Origin of the sequence: Natrarchaeobius oligotrophus (assembly GCF_003841465.1) — an archaeon.
Classification (GTDB): domain Archaea; phylum Halobacteriota; class Halobacteria; order Halobacteriales; family Natrialbaceae; genus Natrarchaeobius; species Natrarchaeobius oligotrophus.
On record NZ_REFZ01000023.1, the window covers coordinates 22,454 to 36,759 of the forward strand.

At 63.2% G+C, this 14,306-nt stretch carries 18 protein-coding genes and 1 pseudogene; 11 read left to right on the forward strand and 8 right to left on the reverse strand.

Features of this window, described 5'->3' with window-relative positions; translation table 11 throughout:
* Nucleotides 1-123 precede the first annotated feature (123 nt).
* Nucleotides 124-681 (forward strand): hypoxanthine/guanine phosphoribosyltransferase, encoded by a 558-nt coding sequence (gene hpt, locus EA472_RS19710; protein WP_124193216.1) that lies wholly within the window; start codon nucleotides 124-126, stop codon nucleotides 679-681.
* 111 nt (nucleotides 682-792) lie between these two features.
* Here the strand turns inward: hpt and EA472_RS19715 are convergent, their stop codons facing one another.
* Nucleotides 793-1,179, reverse strand: a complete 387-nt coding sequence (locus tag EA472_RS19715; RefSeq protein ID WP_124193217.1) for a DUF192 domain-containing protein — start codon at nucleotides 1,177-1,179, stop codon at nucleotides 793-795.
* Nucleotides 1,180-1,399: 220 nt separating this feature from the next.
* On the opposite strand from EA472_RS19715, the gene EA472_RS19720 reads away from it, so the two are divergent.
* Nucleotides 1,400-1,972: a DUF7097 family protein gene (locus tag EA472_RS19720; protein WP_124193218.1), complete on the forward strand. Its 573-nt coding sequence runs from the start codon at nucleotides 1,400-1,402 to the stop codon at nucleotides 1,970-1,972.
* Between the two features lie 243 nt (nucleotides 1,973-2,215).
* On the opposite strand, the gene EA472_RS19725 is transcribed toward EA472_RS19720, so the two are convergent.
* Nucleotides 2,216-2,413: a DUF5800 family protein gene (locus EA472_RS19725; protein ID WP_124193219.1), complete on the reverse strand. Its 198-nt coding sequence runs from the start codon at nucleotides 2,411-2,413 to the stop codon at nucleotides 2,216-2,218.
* A 216-nt stretch (nucleotides 2,414-2,629) separates the two neighbouring features.
* Here EA472_RS19725 and EA472_RS19730 point away from each other — a divergent pair, with 216 nt between their 5' ends.
* A complete protein-coding gene (locus EA472_RS19730; RefSeq protein ID WP_124193220.1) occupies nucleotides 2,630-3,490 on the forward strand; it encodes a polymer-forming cytoskeletal protein in 861 nt (286 codons plus the stop codon).
* Between the two features lie 85 nt (nucleotides 3,491-3,575).
* On the opposite strand, the gene EA472_RS19735 is transcribed toward EA472_RS19730, so the two are convergent.
* Nucleotides 3,576-4,790, reverse strand: coding sequence for a mechanosensitive ion channel family protein (locus EA472_RS19735; RefSeq protein WP_243637908.1), 1,215 nt, complete (start codon nucleotides 4,788-4,790; stop codon nucleotides 3,576-3,578).
* 272 nt (nucleotides 4,791-5,062) lie between these two features.
* Here EA472_RS19735 and EA472_RS19740 point away from each other — a divergent pair, with 272 nt between their 5' ends.
* From EA472_RS19740 to EA472_RS19765, 6 genes are all read left to right on the forward strand, one after another.
* Nucleotides 5,063-5,929: an electron transfer flavoprotein subunit beta/FixA family protein gene (locus EA472_RS19740; protein ID WP_124193221.1), complete on the forward strand. Its 867-nt coding sequence runs from the start codon at nucleotides 5,063-5,065 to the stop codon at nucleotides 5,927-5,929.
* A 2-nt stretch (nucleotides 5,930-5,931) separates the two neighbouring features.
* Nucleotides 5,932-7,530 carry an electron transfer flavoprotein subunit alpha/FixB family protein gene (locus tag EA472_RS19745; protein WP_124193222.1) on the forward strand — a complete coding sequence of 533 codons (1,599 nt, stop codon included), beginning with the start codon at nucleotides 5,932-5,934 and terminating at the stop codon, nucleotides 7,528-7,530.
* Nucleotides 7,530-9,209 carry an FAD-dependent monooxygenase gene (locus EA472_RS19750; RefSeq protein ID WP_124193223.1) on the forward strand — a complete coding sequence of 560 codons (1,680 nt, stop codon included), beginning with the start codon at nucleotides 7,530-7,532 and terminating at the stop codon, nucleotides 9,207-9,209. The genes EA472_RS19745 and EA472_RS19750 overlap by 1 nt, the downstream gene beginning before the upstream one ends.
* 1 nt (nucleotide 9,210) lies before the next feature.
* Nucleotides 9,211-9,579: a hypothetical protein gene (locus EA472_RS19755; protein WP_124193224.1), complete on the forward strand. Its 369-nt coding sequence runs from the start codon at nucleotides 9,211-9,213 to the stop codon at nucleotides 9,577-9,579.
* Between the two features lie 103 nt (nucleotides 9,580-9,682).
* Nucleotides 9,683-10,327: a helix-turn-helix domain-containing protein gene (locus tag EA472_RS19760; RefSeq protein ID WP_124193225.1), complete on the forward strand. Its 645-nt coding sequence runs from the start codon at nucleotides 9,683-9,685 to the stop codon at nucleotides 10,325-10,327.
* Between the two features lie 53 nt (nucleotides 10,328-10,380).
* On the forward strand, nucleotides 10,381-10,746 hold the full coding sequence (locus EA472_RS19765; RefSeq protein ID WP_124193226.1) for a HalOD1 output domain-containing protein: 366 nt from the start codon (nucleotides 10,381-10,383) through the stop codon (nucleotides 10,744-10,746).
* On the opposite strand, the gene phoU is transcribed toward EA472_RS19765, so the two are convergent.
* The 4 genes from phoU to EA472_RS19785 all read right to left on the reverse strand — a co-directional run bounded on the left by phoU (nucleotide 10,740) and on the right by EA472_RS19785 (nucleotide 13,095).
* Nucleotides 10,740-11,411: a phosphate signaling complex protein PhoU gene (gene phoU, locus EA472_RS19770; RefSeq protein WP_124193227.1), complete on the reverse strand. Its 672-nt coding sequence runs from the start codon at nucleotides 11,409-11,411 to the stop codon at nucleotides 10,740-10,742. The two genes, EA472_RS19765 and phoU, sit on opposite strands and share 7 nt — an antisense overlap.
* Nucleotides 11,412-11,625: 214 nt before the next feature.
* Nucleotides 11,626-11,931 carry a hypothetical protein gene (locus tag EA472_RS23110; RefSeq protein WP_243637909.1) on the reverse strand — a complete coding sequence of 102 codons (306 nt, stop codon included), beginning with the start codon at nucleotides 11,929-11,931 and terminating at the stop codon, nucleotides 11,626-11,628.
* Nucleotides 11,932-12,249: 318 nt separating this feature from the next.
* On the reverse strand, nucleotides 12,250-12,450 hold the full coding sequence (locus EA472_RS19780; protein ID WP_124193228.1) for a hypothetical protein: 201 nt from the start codon (nucleotides 12,448-12,450) through the stop codon (nucleotides 12,250-12,252).
* A 225-nt stretch (nucleotides 12,451-12,675) separates the two neighbouring features.
* The gene (locus tag EA472_RS19785) at nucleotides 12,676-13,095 is read right to left on the reverse strand and encodes a hypothetical protein (protein WP_124193229.1); all 420 of its coding nucleotides are present in this window, start codon (nucleotides 13,093-13,095) and stop codon (nucleotides 12,676-12,678) included.
* A gap of 5 nt (nucleotides 13,096-13,100) precedes the next feature.
* On the opposite strand from EA472_RS19785, the pseudogene EA472_RS19790 reads away from it, so the two are divergent.
* A pseudogene (locus EA472_RS19790) lies at nucleotides 13,101-13,650 on the forward strand (transposase); the annotation flags it as partial.
* A 148-nt stretch (nucleotides 13,651-13,798) separates the two neighbouring features.
* Nucleotides 13,799-14,191, forward strand: a complete 393-nt coding sequence (locus EA472_RS19795) for a hypothetical protein (protein ID WP_124193230.1) — start codon at nucleotides 13,799-13,801, stop codon at nucleotides 14,189-14,191.
* Here the strand turns inward: EA472_RS19795 and EA472_RS19800 are convergent.
* A partial coding sequence (locus EA472_RS19800; protein WP_165874947.1) for an integrase core domain-containing protein occupies nucleotides 14,188-14,306 on the reverse strand: 119 nt, incomplete at its 5' end. The two genes, EA472_RS19795 and EA472_RS19800, sit on opposite strands and share 4 nt — an antisense overlap.

A 14,306-nucleotide genomic window follows, 5' to 3' on the forward strand; every position in this document is an offset into this window, starting at 1 on the left:
CCGCCGGTTCGGCAGTTTCGGTCCGACTGAGCCGATCGCGTGTCGGCAGATCCGTCGGCGGACTGACGATCGTTCCGGTCGAACGACCCAAACCACCATCCCCTCGGCCGTCGTACGGTTCGTATGGATCCGACGCTGGAGCCGCTCGCGCGGTCGCTGCGCGAGGCACCGATCGTCGAACGGGACGGCTACGAGTACTTCGTTCACGGCGTAACCGACGGCGTTCCGCCCGTCGAACCCGACGTGCTGCGGGCGGTCGCGACCGCCATCGGCGAGCGCGTCGACCTCGAGTCGGTCGACAAACTGGTCGTCCCTGAGGCGATGGGCATCCACCACGGAACGGCCCTGGCGCTCGAGGCGGACCTGCCGCTGGCCGTGGTTCGAAAACGCGAGTACGGCTTTCCCGAGGAGGTCGCGGTCCACCAGGAGACCAGCTACGGCGAGGACGAACTGTTTCTCAACGGCGTCGACGCCGGCGATCGCGTCCTGTTCGTCGACGACGTCCTCTCCTCGGGCGGAACGATCGAGGCGGTCTGCGGTGCGCTCGAGGCCGTCGAGGCGGAGATCGTCGCCGTCGTCACCGTCCTCCGACGGGTCGACGCCGACCACGACGTCTCGCGGGAAGTGACGAGCCTGCTCGACGTCCGGGTCGAGGACGGCCGGGTCGTGATCGTCGACTGACCGGCGGGTGTCCGCTCGAGAGCATCCGTTCATCCGATCCGCCAGCCGTCAGGTCCGCCGCGACCGCGAGCCGTCCGCGGTCGTCCCGGTCGACGGGGACAGCGGACCGTCTCAGTCGTCTTCGAGAACGAGTCGATCGCCCGGCTCGACGTCGGCGGCGGCCCCGGCCGGACACTCGACGATCAGGTCGGCGCGCTCGCGGGCGAACCCGCGCCAGGGGCGGAGTCGCTCGACGCGCGTTACCTCGTCGTCGACGACCCAGACGACGTCGAGTGGGACGAAAACGAACAGCATGTGGACGTCCCTGGGTTTCGCCGCGTCGAACCGGAACGCGAGCGCGTAGTCGTCGGGGAGCGACCGCCGAAACATGAGTCCGCGCAGCTGGCGCGGAATCGAGTCCGCGAGTTCGACGGTCGTCGCCAGCGCGGCGGCGGACCGCCGGTCGTCTCCGCGGGTATCCGAGTCGGCGCCGGACGCCGGTTCGTGGACGAGTCGCACGACGATTACTCCTCACCGATCGTGCAAAAAGATTCCCGCCCCCTCGTCGGCCTGCGTCCTCGAGGCCCGCACGCTGGTCGTCCCTTTCGCATCTTCGGTTCCGATTTCTCCACGTCCTTCGGGTAGTCGCGTCGATACGGCCGACGACCGGCGACCGATCGAACGGTCGCGGGAGCGGTGATTTCAAACCCGTCGGCGTCCAACGCTACCCCTAACGCGCATGGAGAAAACGCCGCGTGGCACGTCGGTCGGCGTCGACGACCCCTACGAGTTCGCCGGCGTCTGCGACTACCTCACCGGCGACGGCCGGTGTCGGTACGCCTTCGACCACTACGGTCACGATCCGGAGTTCGCCCGCGAACGCGCCCGAGAGGAGTACGCCTGCCCGGTCGTCGATCCCGAATCCGACTCGAGCCAGCCCGCGGACGACGCCGAGCGCCCGACCTGGTCCGACTGTCCCCACTTTCGCTCGCGAAACCGCGACCGCGAGTGCGTCCGCTGTGGCCTCGAGGAAAAGCGCATCGCCCACGACGACGAGCGTCCGCTGCTCGAGGAACACCACCTCTCGTACGCCAGAAACGGCGAGGAACTGACCCACGAGATCACGGTCTATCTCTGTCGGTGGTGTCACGCGAAGGTCCACAACTCCTGGGCGCGGATCACGGACAACGCCGCGCCGGATCCCGAGGCGATTGCCGCGCTCGAGGAGCGCCGGGGACGCGAGTTCGACGAACTGGGATTCGAGTCGGCTGCGGACCGCTACGACGACGGATCCCGATCCGATTCGGCGTGATGGCGTTTCCGGTTCGAACCCGGCGCGAGCGGCCCGGAGTTCGTCTTCCATCCCGCGAGTGTTTCCGGTTTCGTCGACGAAGCGCGTTCGGACTCCGAGACGCCAGGAGTCGACGTCACGTCGACGGCCCAGCCCGTGCTGTTCGACCCCGGTGCGGCGCTCGTCACACGAGCTGTCGTACCCGTATACCGGAACGACCGCGAGCCACTCGTAATCGTGTCGGAACTGACGGGAGCAACCGTTTCAGTCGAGAATGTCGCCGATTCGTCGCGGCTCGCCCTGGAGATTCGGCTGTTCGGCGACGATCTTCAGCACCTCGTGGTCGGTCACGTCGTGGTAGGACTTCTCGATCGCCTCCTCGATGAGCTCTCGCTCGAGGCGAAATTCGGTCCCTTCGTAGACGACGTCGACGCCGTCGTCGTCGAACGCGAGCGTAGTCATGGGGCGTCGTACGCGTCGCTGAGATAAAAGGGAGGTGACTTCCGGCGGAACTCGCCCCGAACGGCGGACCGTCGGGAGAGCGCCGAGTCCGGTCGCCTTCGACCGATCGGAACCCGTCCGACGACCGCCGGCCGAAATCGGGTGCGGACGACGCGCGTCTGACGACGACGGACCAACGACGAAGTTTATTACTCGGCGGTCACATTGGACCCGAGTGTGGCCGTACGCAGGGACCCGCTCGACGAACTCGTCGTTCCGGCCGGAACCGAGGCGAAGGAAGTCGCCCTCGAGACCGACGGGGACGTCCTCATCGGCGCTCGATCGACCGTCGAGTTCGGCGTCCGCGGTCGAAACGTTCTCGCGGGCGAGAACGTCGAGTTCGGCGGCGACATCGAAGCCGGCGGCGACTGCCGACTGGACATGTGGTGTGACGTCGCGGACAACGTCCTGGTCGGCCAGGACGCCTACATCGGCGAACGGGTCCACATCGGCGGTGAGTTGAAAGTCGCCGGCGACCTCGACATCGGCGACGACGTCGACATCGAGGAGGGATTCGAAGCGAACGGTTGGATCGTCATCCGGAACCCGATGCCGACGATCGTCTTCCTGTTCGTCTACCTCAAACACCTGCTTCTCATCGGAGAGGAAGACACCGCCCAGCGGCTCATCTCCGAACTCGTCGACGAGGAAGAGGGCGACGAGCCGGACGTCGAGCCGCTGGTGATCCCCCGGAACGCGACCGTCGGCGACGACGCCTGGCGCGTCTCCACGCCGGCGACGATCGGCGCGGGCTGTCGCCTCCACGGGAACGTCCGCGCCGAGACGATCGAGGTCGGCGACGACTGCAACATCTTCGGCAGCCTCCGCGCCCGCGGGGACGTCGCCGTCGGCGACGGCGTTCGCATCCACGGTGATCTGACGACTCGAGACGGCGACGTCGTCGTCGGGGCCGACGCGCGCGTCCTCGGCGACGTCTCCTGTCGGGACCTCGAGCTTGGCCCCGACGCCGAGGTGGACGGATCGATCCGCGCGAGCGGCGAGATCACGATGGGGACCACCGAACGCGAGCGGGAGTGACCGGCGTACGCGGGCGGCGAGATCGCGACGGGGACCACCGAACGCGAGCGGGAGCGATCGGCGTCGGACGACGGCTCGAGCGTCGTCACTCGGTTTCGTCGTAGGTCAGTTCGCCCTCGGTCGTCCCCGCGGCGGACCGACTCCCCTCACCGGAGTCGACGCCGAAGCCGCCGGCGGCTCTCGCGCTGAGTTCGCGTTGGGGATAGGGAATACCGATCCCTTCGCGGTCGAACGCCGTCTTTAGCTCGTGGACGACCGCCCGCGTCGTCGTCCACTTCTTGTGGGCGTTGGGCTGTCGGATCCAGAACCGACACTCGAGCGTGATGGCCGAGTCGCCGAATGCGGTCGGGATGACCCGGGGTTTCGGTGCCGGCGCGACGTCGTCGGCGCGCTCGATCGCCTCGACCGCGACCGACTCCGCGCGCTCGAGGTCGGTTTCGTAGTCGACGCCGACCTCGAGCGTGAGTCGGAGCCGGTTGCGTTTACTCCGGTTGATCACCGTGCTGCTCGAGACTCGGTCGTTCGGGAGGACGACGGTTTCGCCGTCGAAGCTCCGCAGGCGCGTGTTGACGATGGTGATGTCGACGACCATCCCCTCGTGGTCGCCGACCTCCACCCAGTCGCCGATCTCGAACGGTCGAGAGAACATCAGGACGAAGCCGGCGATCAGCGAGCCGAGCGTCTGTCGGGCGGCCATCCCCATGACGATCCCGAGAAAGCCCGCCCCGACGAGCAACCCGCCGAGGTCGACGCGCCACAGCGACAGCGACGCCAGGCCGACGGCGACGAAGATCGTCACCTGCAGGACGCGAAAGACGACGCCCTCCTGGTGGGCAGTCACGTAGTTCGCGTCCGCGAGCCACTCGTCCAGTCGGTGCTCGAGGTAGCGCGTTCCGACGACCGCGCCGAACAGGAGCCCGACCGTCAACGCGAGACGAACGGCGTACGGGAGGACGGTCGCGACCGCGCCGAGGGTGTCCGTCGCCAGGTCCGCGTGGCCCCAGACGACGAGCAACAGCAACCCCACCGCGCCGAGGACGACCGTCTGCAGCGTCCGGACGACGGCCCGCATCGGGAACGGAATGCCGGTCAGTTCGTCGATCGTCTCGAGGAGCGATCCGGCCTCGCTCTCCCCGAGTTTTCGGTCGGCGAATCCGACCGCCCGTCGGACCGCCAACGGCGCGACGAGGAATCCGAGCACGAGCGCCAGAACGATCGCAGCGGCGCTGACCGCCATCCGCGTCTCGGTCGAGCCGATCGTCTCGAGTCCCAGACGAACCGCTTGCGCGCGTTCGAACACTGCCAGCGTATCGGTAATTCCGACAGTTAACGGTTGTTGCCGATCCGGGCGTATCGGGGTCGAACGCGCGCCGGCGACCGATCGCCTCTCGGTCCGAGGGATCGAACGCGCTCCGCCGATCACGCCGAGCGGGCAGAGCGAGGGCTCGAGTCGGTCGATGCGAGAGCGACCGTTTCTCTTGCCGGTTTTTACCCATATCCTTAATAACCATAACTACGATAGAGAAAGACGAGCATGATAGTTATGGACACACCGACGCGATGGAGGTATCCATGCGATCGATCGTACTGACGAAAGGCGTCCCCGACTTCTCCGAGGGAGCGGTCTCGTTCGACGAGGACGGGCACCTAGAGCGGGGGAAGACGCCAACGGTGATGAATCCGAACGACGCGTTCGCGCTCGAGGCGGCCCTGCAGACCCGGGTCCGCCACGGCGGCCACGTCAGCGCGATGAGCATGGGGCCGCCGGGCTACGCGGACGTTCTCGAGGAGGCGATGGAGTCGGTGTACGCAGACGATACGTACCTGCTGTCGGACCGCGAACTCGCGGCCTCGGACACGTGGGCGACCGCGATCACGCTCAGCGCGGGCATCGAGAAGTTCCGGGAGGAGGTCGAGGACGTCGACCTCGTCTTTGCCGGCTTCAAAACGGCCGACGGCGAGACCGGACAGACCGGTCCGCAGGCCTGCTGGGCGATGGACTGGCCGATCGTCACCCACGTCATCGCACTCGACATCGATCCCGACGAGCGCGTCCTGCGCGCGAAGCGTCTCGTCGAGGGCGACGTCGACGAGATCGAGACGGTCGAAGCGCCGCTCCCCTGCTTCGTCGTCACCGACCCGGAGTTCGAGCCGACCTATCGGAAGGCCTCGCACCGTCTGACCCACAAGCGACTTCGCGCCGAGACCCAAGAACGGGCGGTCGAACACGAAGAACAACTCACGACCTGGGATCACGTCGATCTGAACCTGGATCCGGAGTACATCGGGCTCGACGGCTCGCCGACGATCGTCTCGTCGGTCGATCCGATCCCGAAAGCGCCCTCGGAACGCGATGCGACGATGATCGATCCGGACGACGGCGACAGTATGAACGAAGTGCTTGAGGAGATGCAGCCGTACGCGGCGGGAGGTGACTGAACGTGACCGAGTACGATCCGAACGAACACACGGTCGACGAACTGGACGATCACCTCGAGACGGTCGACGATGAGGAGGTCCTGCAGACGATCCTCGAGGCCGAACAGGCGGGCCGGGACCGCAAGACTGCCAGGGAGGCGGTCCATCGCCGTCTCGAGGCGATCGGTGCGGTCGACGACGGAGATGGCGTCGAGGAGGGAACGGAGACGGAAGGCGAGTACGAGGCGACGAAAGCGGACGTCGGCGAAGAGGCGGAGGGCGAAGACGTCGACGACGCCGAAGGCGAGTCGGAATCCGAAGCCGACACCGACGGGGAAGAAGCCGAGACGAGCGCGGAAGACGAAAGCGAAGAGGCGGACGACGGCCTCTCTCATCCCACCCGCGACAAACGCCACGTTCGCGCGCTCGAGGACGGCCACTACGAGGACATGTGGGTGTTCTGTGAGACCCAGCAGGGCGAGTTGCTCGAGGTCTCTCGGGAGATGCTCGGCAAGGCCCGCGAGCTGATGGACCAGTTCGCGGAGGAGTACGGGGACGAAGAACGGGTCGTCGCGTTCCTGATGGGCGACGACTGCGAGGAACTCGCAGAGGAGTGTATCGCCTACGGGGCCGACGTCGCGCTCTACCACGACGACGAGCGCCTCGAGCGGTTCCTGCACAAGCCCTACACCGAGGTTTCGGCGCACATGGCCCGCGGCGAGGGCTCGGTCGAGAGCACGGACTGGCGCGACTACGACAAACCGCGGTACGTCCTGTTCCCCGCGACGAACAACGGTCGGGACCTCTCGGCGAAGGTCCAGGCGGAACTCGACTCCGGGCTGGCGTCGGACTGTTCGGACCTCTTCATCGAGGAGAACGAGGTCTCGAATCCGGTCAAGACCGGTGAGCCCGGCGTGAAGAAGACGTTCGAGAAGGTGTTGCACATGAAGCGACCGGACTTCTCCGGCTTCGAGTATTCGACGATCCTCTGTCTCGACAACCCCGGCCGCGAGTTCCACCCGCAGGGGGCGTCGATCATTCCGGGCAGCTTCGAGCCGATCGACCGCGACGACGACCGCGAGGGCCTCGTCGTCGAACACGACATGGAACTCGAGGACGACTGGTTCCAGGTCGAGATCACCGAACACGATCAGCTCGAGGCCGGAATCGATCTCACTGACCACGAGGTGATCGTCTGTCTCGGCCGCGGAATCGCGGACGACCCAACCGAGGGGATGGAGCTCGGCCTCGATCTCGTCGACGCCTTCGAGGACGCCGAACTCGGTATCACGCGGGGGATCGTCACCTCCTCGTACCAGTTCGAGGGACACGTCGAGGAGTACTCGAAGGAGGAACGCCAGATCGGCGAGACGGGACAGGTCGTCGCCCCGAACCTCTACGTCGCCGCCGGCGTCTCGGGTGCGGTCCAGCACAAAGTCGGTATGGACGAGTCGGACACGATCGTCGCGATCAACACCGATACCGACGCCAGAATTCGGGACTTCAGCGACTACTTCATCGAGGGCAACCTCTTCGAGGTGTTACCGAGACTGACCGACGCGGTCGAATCGGGCGAGACGACGATCGAAGCGATCGCCGACGGAAGCGGAGGTGACGACTGATGGCTGACGACACCGAGTACGAACACTACGAGGCGGTCGTCGTCGGCTGTGGTCCTGGTGGTGCGGCCGCGGCCGCGCGACTCGCCGATCACGGCGTCGAGACGCTCGTCTTAGAACGCGGCACCGAGGCGGGCTCGAAGAACGTCTCCGGCGGACTGATCTACGCCGAGGAGTCGGCTCCGTACGCGATCGACGGTCTCTTCGACGGCTTCCGCGAGGAGGCCGCCGAACGGCCGGTGACCGACTACCGCATCCACAACGTCGCGGGCAACAGCGTCAAGACCTACGACCTCACCGACCTCCACGAACACGACACCGACTGGTGTGACGCGGTGCTCCGGCGGCGGATGGATTCCTGGCTCGAGCAGCGAGTCCACGAGAAGACGAGCGAGACCGGCGGCGGCGTGCTGACCGACGTCCGGGTGAACGGCCTGCTGCGGGAGAACGGAGAGATCGTCGGCGTCACCTGCGACGAACTCGACCCGATCGAGGCGGACCTGATCGTCGCCGGCGACGGCGTCAACTCCGAACTCGCTCGCGACGCCGGCCTGATGGACTGGGAGGAGCCCGACGAGTGGTTCCAGGGCGTCAAGGCGGTCGTCGACATGGACCCCGACGTGATCGACGACCGGTTCGACCTCGAGCCGGACGAGGGCGTCGCCCACCTCTTCTCCGGCGACCTCTTCGAGGACGTCCGCGGCGGCGGCTTCCTCTATACGAACGAGGACTCGCTGTCGATCGGGACCGTCTTCCACCTCGACAGCCTCGTCGAACAGCGCGCCGAACCCCACGAGCTGCTCGACGCGTTGCTCACGCACCCGCTGCTCGCGACCTGGCTCGGCGACGAGTACGACGAGCGCGAGTACGCCGCGAAGCTCGTCCCCGACTCGAAGAAGGTCGCCCATCCCGAGCCCTACCAGGACCGGCTCGTCCTCGTCGGCGACGCGGCCGGCCAGATGCAGGCTCAGGGACCGATCATCAAGGGGATGAACCACGCCGTCACCGCCGGCGCGCTCGCGGCCGACGCCTTCGCGGTCACCCGCGGGAACGCGGACACCGAAGCCGCCGGACGCCGGTACGCGCAGATGCTCGAGGACTCCGGTACGATGGCGAAGCTCCGGCCCAGACGGTACCAGCTCGCGCGCGCCGCCGGCGAGCGCGATCTCGTCACGAACGTCGTCGACCGCGTGCTCGAGTCGCCGGTCGGCTCGATCGCGGTGGGCAACCCGATCTCGAATCGGCTGCTGAAGCGGGCGTACAACTCGCCGTTTCTCGTGTCGATGCTGCCCGACACCAGCACGGGGTACGTCACGCTCCCGACGGTCATCGGCGAAACGCAGGGGCGGACGATCCACTGGGATAACGAGGTCGAGCCGCCGACGCTCGAAGAGCGCATCGGCGATCTCACGTACGACACCGACGTCGGCAACCCACACATCGAACTCGTCGACGAGTCCTACGCGGCAAGCGGCGCGGCGGTGTCGGCCTGTCCGGTCAGCGCGGAGGACTTCGGCGGCGGCTGCTACCGCTCGGAAACCGTCCAGACCAACGGCAGCGAGGAGACGCTCGTCAGCCTCGACACCCAGCCCTGCGTCGAGTGCGGAACCTGTGCCGTCGTCGCCGACACCACGTGGGAACACCCCCGCGGCGGCAAGGGGGTCGAGTACCGCGAGGGGTAACGTGAGCCGGTACGGACCGCGCATCGCCGCGCTCGAGCGCCGAGCGATTCGCGAGCGCGCGGCCCTCGAGTCGGCGGAGAACCTCGAGCCGGAGGCGGCGACGACGTTCGTTCGGGAGGGCGCAGGTCGTGCGATCTGGCTCTACGTGGAGGGTCGAACCGGCGGTCGGATGGTTCGGTTCTCACCGCCGGAGTTGACCGCCCTCGAGCGGGCGATGAACGCCTGGCTCGAGTGTTACGCCCGGTGTCACGGCGTCGACCTCGAGGCCGAGTTCACCGTGCGGGAGGCGGCCGAACTGCTGGTGCAGACGCGAAACGTCGACGACGTCGCCCAGTTGCTCACCGGCGTACCGCCCCGCGACGGCGGGTAAGCGCGCGGCTACTTCGGCCGAATCGATCACCGCGCCGCGATCGTCTCGATCCGCTCGCGTCGTTCGGGGTAACAGTGATCGTACTGGATTCCGTACGTCCCGTGTGACCCTCATCGCCGAATTCGAACTCGAGACGCCTATCCTTCGGGCCGCAGCGGAGGCGATCGAGAAGCTTCGCATCGACGAAGTGTACGAAACGCGGGCGGGCGACGCGAAGCTCCTCGTCTGTGCGTTCGGCGACGCGTTCGCCCGGTTCGAGTCCGCGCTCGAGGCGGACCCGACCGTCGACGCGTTCGACGCGTTGGAAGAGACGGCCGACCGACGGCCGTACAGCGTCGTCCTGACCGATCGGGCGGCGCGCCGGTTGACGTACCCCGTCGCCGTCGAACACGACGTTTCGTTCCTCGAACTCATGATCACCGATACCACGAACGTTCGTGCACGGGTTCCGTCGCGGGAGGCGCTCGCGGCCTATCGCCGTCGCTGTCGTCAGAAGGACGTCGGCTTTCGTCTTCGCCGCCTCTATCACCCACAGGAATCGGGCGCGGCGCGGTACGGCCTCACCGATCGTCAGCGCGAAGCGCTCCGCGTCGCGCTCGAGCAGGGCTACTTCGACGTTCCGCGAACGACGACGCTCGCGTCGCTCGCGTCCGAACTCGACGTCTCGGATCAGGCGCTTTCGGCTCGCCTCCGCCGCGGCCAGGCGTCGCTGCTCGAGCACACGCTGGCGGACGACGCCCCGTATTAAAGGGTTGGTCACCCAACGCGGTTCCTTTCGTCGGTCCCGCCGGTATCTGGAGTATGACCACGGATCGTCTCACACTGAAAAGCGGTTACGACGGGGGGACTGGGGGAAGAAATACCGATTCCGAGGGGTTCGTCTATCAGCCGGAGCCGGAACAGACGCTCAGCGAGGCGGTTACCACGGCAGTCGCCGAACGGAGCGAGTTCGACGATCCGATCGCCGTCGCCGACGCGTACGGACCGCTGTACGACGCGGTCGATCCCGCCGCCCTGGACGCGCTGTTCGAATCTTCTCCGTCGACCGATCGCTCCGGCGGAATCGTCACGTTCGACTACGCGGGGTACCGGATCTCCGTCGATGCGACGCGAAAAGTGGAACTCGTGGGGCTCGAGGGTGGCGCGAAACGGCGCGACGTTCAGTAGATCAGTTCGTCGTCGTTTTCGACCATGTAGAGCGTTCGCGCCGCGATGTTGACCGCGTGGTCGCCGACTCGTTCCAGATCGCGGATGGTCAACAGAAGCCGCGAGACGTCCTGTAACAGGTACTCGATCTCCTGCGGGGAGTCGAGTTCGCGTTCGATGAGGTCGCGAACGACGATCTCGCTCGCCCGCTCGGCGAAGTGGTCCAGATCGTCGTCCCGGTCGGCGAGTTCCCGGCAGGCGTCGACGTCTTCGGTGTTGTACGCGCCCATCGCGTCGTCGACCATCTCGAGCGTCAGCGATCCCATCTCCTGGACGTCGACGTCGGGGAAGAGATCGCGCTCGGCCTCGAGCGTGTACTCGCCGAGATTGACCGCCAGATCGCCGATGCGCTCCAAGTCGGTGATGATCTTGAACGAGGCGGCGATGAACCGCAGATCGCTGGCGACGGGCTGTTGCAGCGCGAGCAGTTCGACGCAGTCTTGCTCCAGACCGAGGTACATCTGATTGACTTCGCTGTCGCCCGTGATCACCTCGTGTGCCAGCTCCTCGTCTTTCTGCTCGAGCGCGTCGAGCCCCATGCGAAGCCGCTCGAGAACGACCTCGCTCATGTAGAGGACGTCCTCCCGGAGCTCCGCCAGCTTCTCCTGGTAGGATTTTCGAGCCATAGTTCAGCCACCCGCGCGTTCGAAGATATAGCTTGTGCTCACCGCGGCGGAGTCGGTCGCCTATCCGGGAACGACGGGGACGAACCACCGGCTGGATTTGCAGGTCGTGTCCGTGAACGGTCGGGTCGTGCGATCGGTCTCGAGGCAGACTGCTGTCCGCCGTTTGCGGTTGTGCCGGAGCCGAGAACAGCGTGCCGTCTGAACGATCGGATCGTTAACAGTTGTTGGCAATGTGGGTGATGTTATTCAGTTTGAGAGTGCCGCCAGGACGACCTCTTTCAGAGTCTGAGATCCAGGTAAAAATCCTTCCAAAACATCTAACTGAATTCTGATAACTCTCCTCAGGAACTTCCCCGATTTCGAGTGAACCCGAGTCGTCAATCATGTTACTCAGGAATACGATAGCCTTCCAGTATTTCCCGTCCTCACCGAGGTCGTGATCGTCGTCTCGGACGGCACCAATCGCGTTCGCCACCGTCCACATGTTGTACAGCAGCACCGCGTAGCCGAACAGGAACATTCGGTGTTCGATCTGACTCGATCCGGACTGTGGCAGAAACCGATTCTCGTTCACTCGGTATGAGGTCTCTCTCCCCATCTGCCACGGAATTTCTCAGCCAGTACCTCCGCGCCGTTTCGCTCCTTGGTGGCGAATTCTCGCGAGTCGCGGTTGGTGTCGAACTGCGTTAGCGCGTCGGTCGGATCGTCGAAGTCCTCTTCTTGACTTCTTCTCTTCCGGGAGCACGAACATGTAATCCCGTCCGTCCTTAACGTCGCCGACGCCCCACCGGAAGTCATCCCGTTCCTTGTCTTCTTCCAGCATCTCCTCTTTGACCTTCTAAAGCTTATCTGACCCCTTCTTGCCCTTGATGATGAAATCGGGATCCGTGCGGATGTTGTTCACCACGCCGCTCTGGTAGAACCCGCTATCCAGGTAGACCCAATCGATGTCGAACTTCACCGTGGCGAACCGGAGCAGCCGATCAACCACGCCATCCAGGTTCGAGGCCGACTTGACCGGGAGGGGGACGGCCGTCATCGGTGTGTTCGTGCCAACGAGAGCCAGCGTAGCGGACTTCCACGCGTAGGCGTAGTTGCGCCCCGCTTTCGTGCCAGAGTCTCACTCGGATATCTCGCCGTCCTCGTCCCAGTTCCGTAAAATCGTTCTCATATTTGTGATCAGTAAGATCAAGAGGGTTACCAAGATGCTGTGATCGTACCGGCGTACCGCATTTTCAATAGAGTGGAAATTACACAAGTTGGATTAACATTCGGTCTGCTGAAAAGTAGCTTCTGATTCAGTTATGATTTCAACAAAGAATGCATCTGTTATTTCCTCTCCACTTGGGGTGGATTCACTTACGCACTGTGCCATAAATTCATGAGTATATTCTTTGGATGTGGCGGGGAATTTTACATTTGCCGAGAACGTTTGGCCATTAGTGACCGGTATTTCCTCGTCGAGTTCTGGCGTCCCCCCAATGTAATCTAATTCTCCATCGAAATTAAGCAAAGATTGGCCATCTGGACCTAAAATTTCAATTTGGATATCAATAGGGGATTCAGTTCGATTAATGATGATGACGTACCCAGTATCTTCTTCCTCAAACAGACGGTTAGTACAGCCAGAAATAATTGCTATGAATATAGATAGAAAACCTATAATGAACTCACGTCTAATCATCACATAAAAGGGGTACATACAAAAATAAAAAGTTTTTTACTTCGTTCTTGTGGAGGCCATTTTTGATGAGTCAACGGTTCCGCGTCGTCGGCGTCCTCGTTGCGGATGTCGACGATACCACTTGTTCATCACGTATCTTTGTGGGAAGAGCTCCTGCCGGAAAATCTAACAACGATCTACCACTGTCGCTGGGAAGTCGAACTGCTGTTTCGGGAACTGAGGATGCAGCACAGACTGGATGAGTTCGACACGACGAAGAAGTACGTCGTAGAGATTCTGCTGTACGCGGCGCTGTTGTCCTTGATCGTGAGTCATGAGTTGCTGAGTCAGGTCATTGAACACGCAGATGATGGCCTCGTGTTTCCGCCCGAACGCTTGGCGGCGACCTTCCGATCGCACGCCAAGCTCATTCTCCATCGGTTGAATAGCTATCTCGGGTATACCCCATCACCAGTGCTTGACCGCCTCATCGCCCACGCACAGAAGATTCACAAACAACGACTGGTTCCCCAAGAGCAACTCGCTAGCGCCATCAAACCGCCTGCTGAGGCCTAACTAAGGATCAATGTGGCACTTATACCATTTGCTGTACTTAGACTAACTTAAATCTACTACAAAATTTTTATCTATTTACTAATTCAAACTAATTATTATTTAAATCTCAAATAAGAAGTTTTAATACTAATTATAATAGACTACAACTATGGAAAGTAACATTCCATCAATAACGCGAAGGAAAGTGTTGAAGACGACAAGCGCGTCGGTACTTACGACGGCGGGATTCGTTGGAAGTGCTAATGCCTCATCCTCCGGCCGATACGAAGGCTACTTATACGATCCTACAACTTTCGAAATTCTGGAAGAAGTAACTGCACAATCCAATGCGGAGAAGGATACGTTTGTCGGAAATATAAGAATTGGCGACAGAATCATCAATATGAGTGCAAAATCACCTGTGAAAACATTTGAAGACGCTGGAGGAATAACTCGCGTTTTCAGGGATGTTGATCCGCGAGATGAAGATAGGGGCGAGACATACGATAGACTTGTTAAATTACAAGATACGGGAGATTATTGGTTTTCTGGCACTGTCTAGTTCAGCACCTCCTCAGCTGGTGTTCGTCCATTTAGTGCTTGATTCGGCCGATCATGGTTATAATGGTGTCTGAAGCGTCTGAGCCAGCGGCGTGCGCTGGCTGGACTGCCCCGCC

Excerpts from the sequence above, each read along its gene's own strand:
- EA472_RS19795 (WP_124193230.1), top strand. The coding sequence starts at position 13,799 with ATGGAAAGTAACATTCCATCAATAACGCGAAGGAAAGTGTTGAAGACG.
- phoU (WP_124193227.1), bottom strand. The coding sequence starts at position 11,411 with ATGGCTCGAAAATCCTACCAGGAGAAGCTGGCGGAGCTCCGGGAGGAC.
- EA472_RS19750 (WP_124193223.1), top strand. The coding sequence starts at position 7,530 with ATGGCTGACGACACCGAGTACGAACACTACGAGGCGGTCGTCGTCGGC.
- EA472_RS19720 (WP_124193218.1), top strand. The coding sequence starts at position 1,400 with ATGGAGAAAACGCCGCGTGGCACGTCGGTCGGCGTCGACGACCCCTAC.
- EA472_RS19785 (WP_124193229.1), bottom strand. The coding sequence starts at position 13,095 with ATGATTAGACGTGAGTTCATTATAGGTTTTCTATCTATATTCATAGCA.
- hpt (WP_124193216.1), top strand. The coding sequence starts at position 124 with ATGGATCCGACGCTGGAGCCGCTCGCGCGGTCGCTGCGCGAGGCACCG.
- EA472_RS23110 (WP_243637909.1), bottom strand. The coding sequence starts at position 11,931 with ATGTTCCTGTTCGGCTACGCGGTGCTGCTGTACAACATGTGGACGGTG.
- EA472_RS19780 (WP_124193228.1), bottom strand. The coding sequence starts at position 12,450 with ATGACGGCCGTCCCCCTCCCGGTCAAGTCGGCCTCGAACCTGGATGGC.
- EA472_RS19765 (WP_124193226.1), top strand. The coding sequence starts at position 10,381 with ATGACCACGGATCGTCTCACACTGAAAAGCGGTTACGACGGGGGGACT.
- EA472_RS19725 (WP_124193219.1), bottom strand. The coding sequence starts at position 2,413 with ATGACTACGCTCGCGTTCGACGACGACGGCGTCGACGTCGTCTACGAA.
- EA472_RS19740 (WP_124193221.1), top strand. The coding sequence starts at position 5,063 with ATGCGATCGATCGTACTGACGAAAGGCGTCCCCGACTTCTCCGAGGGA.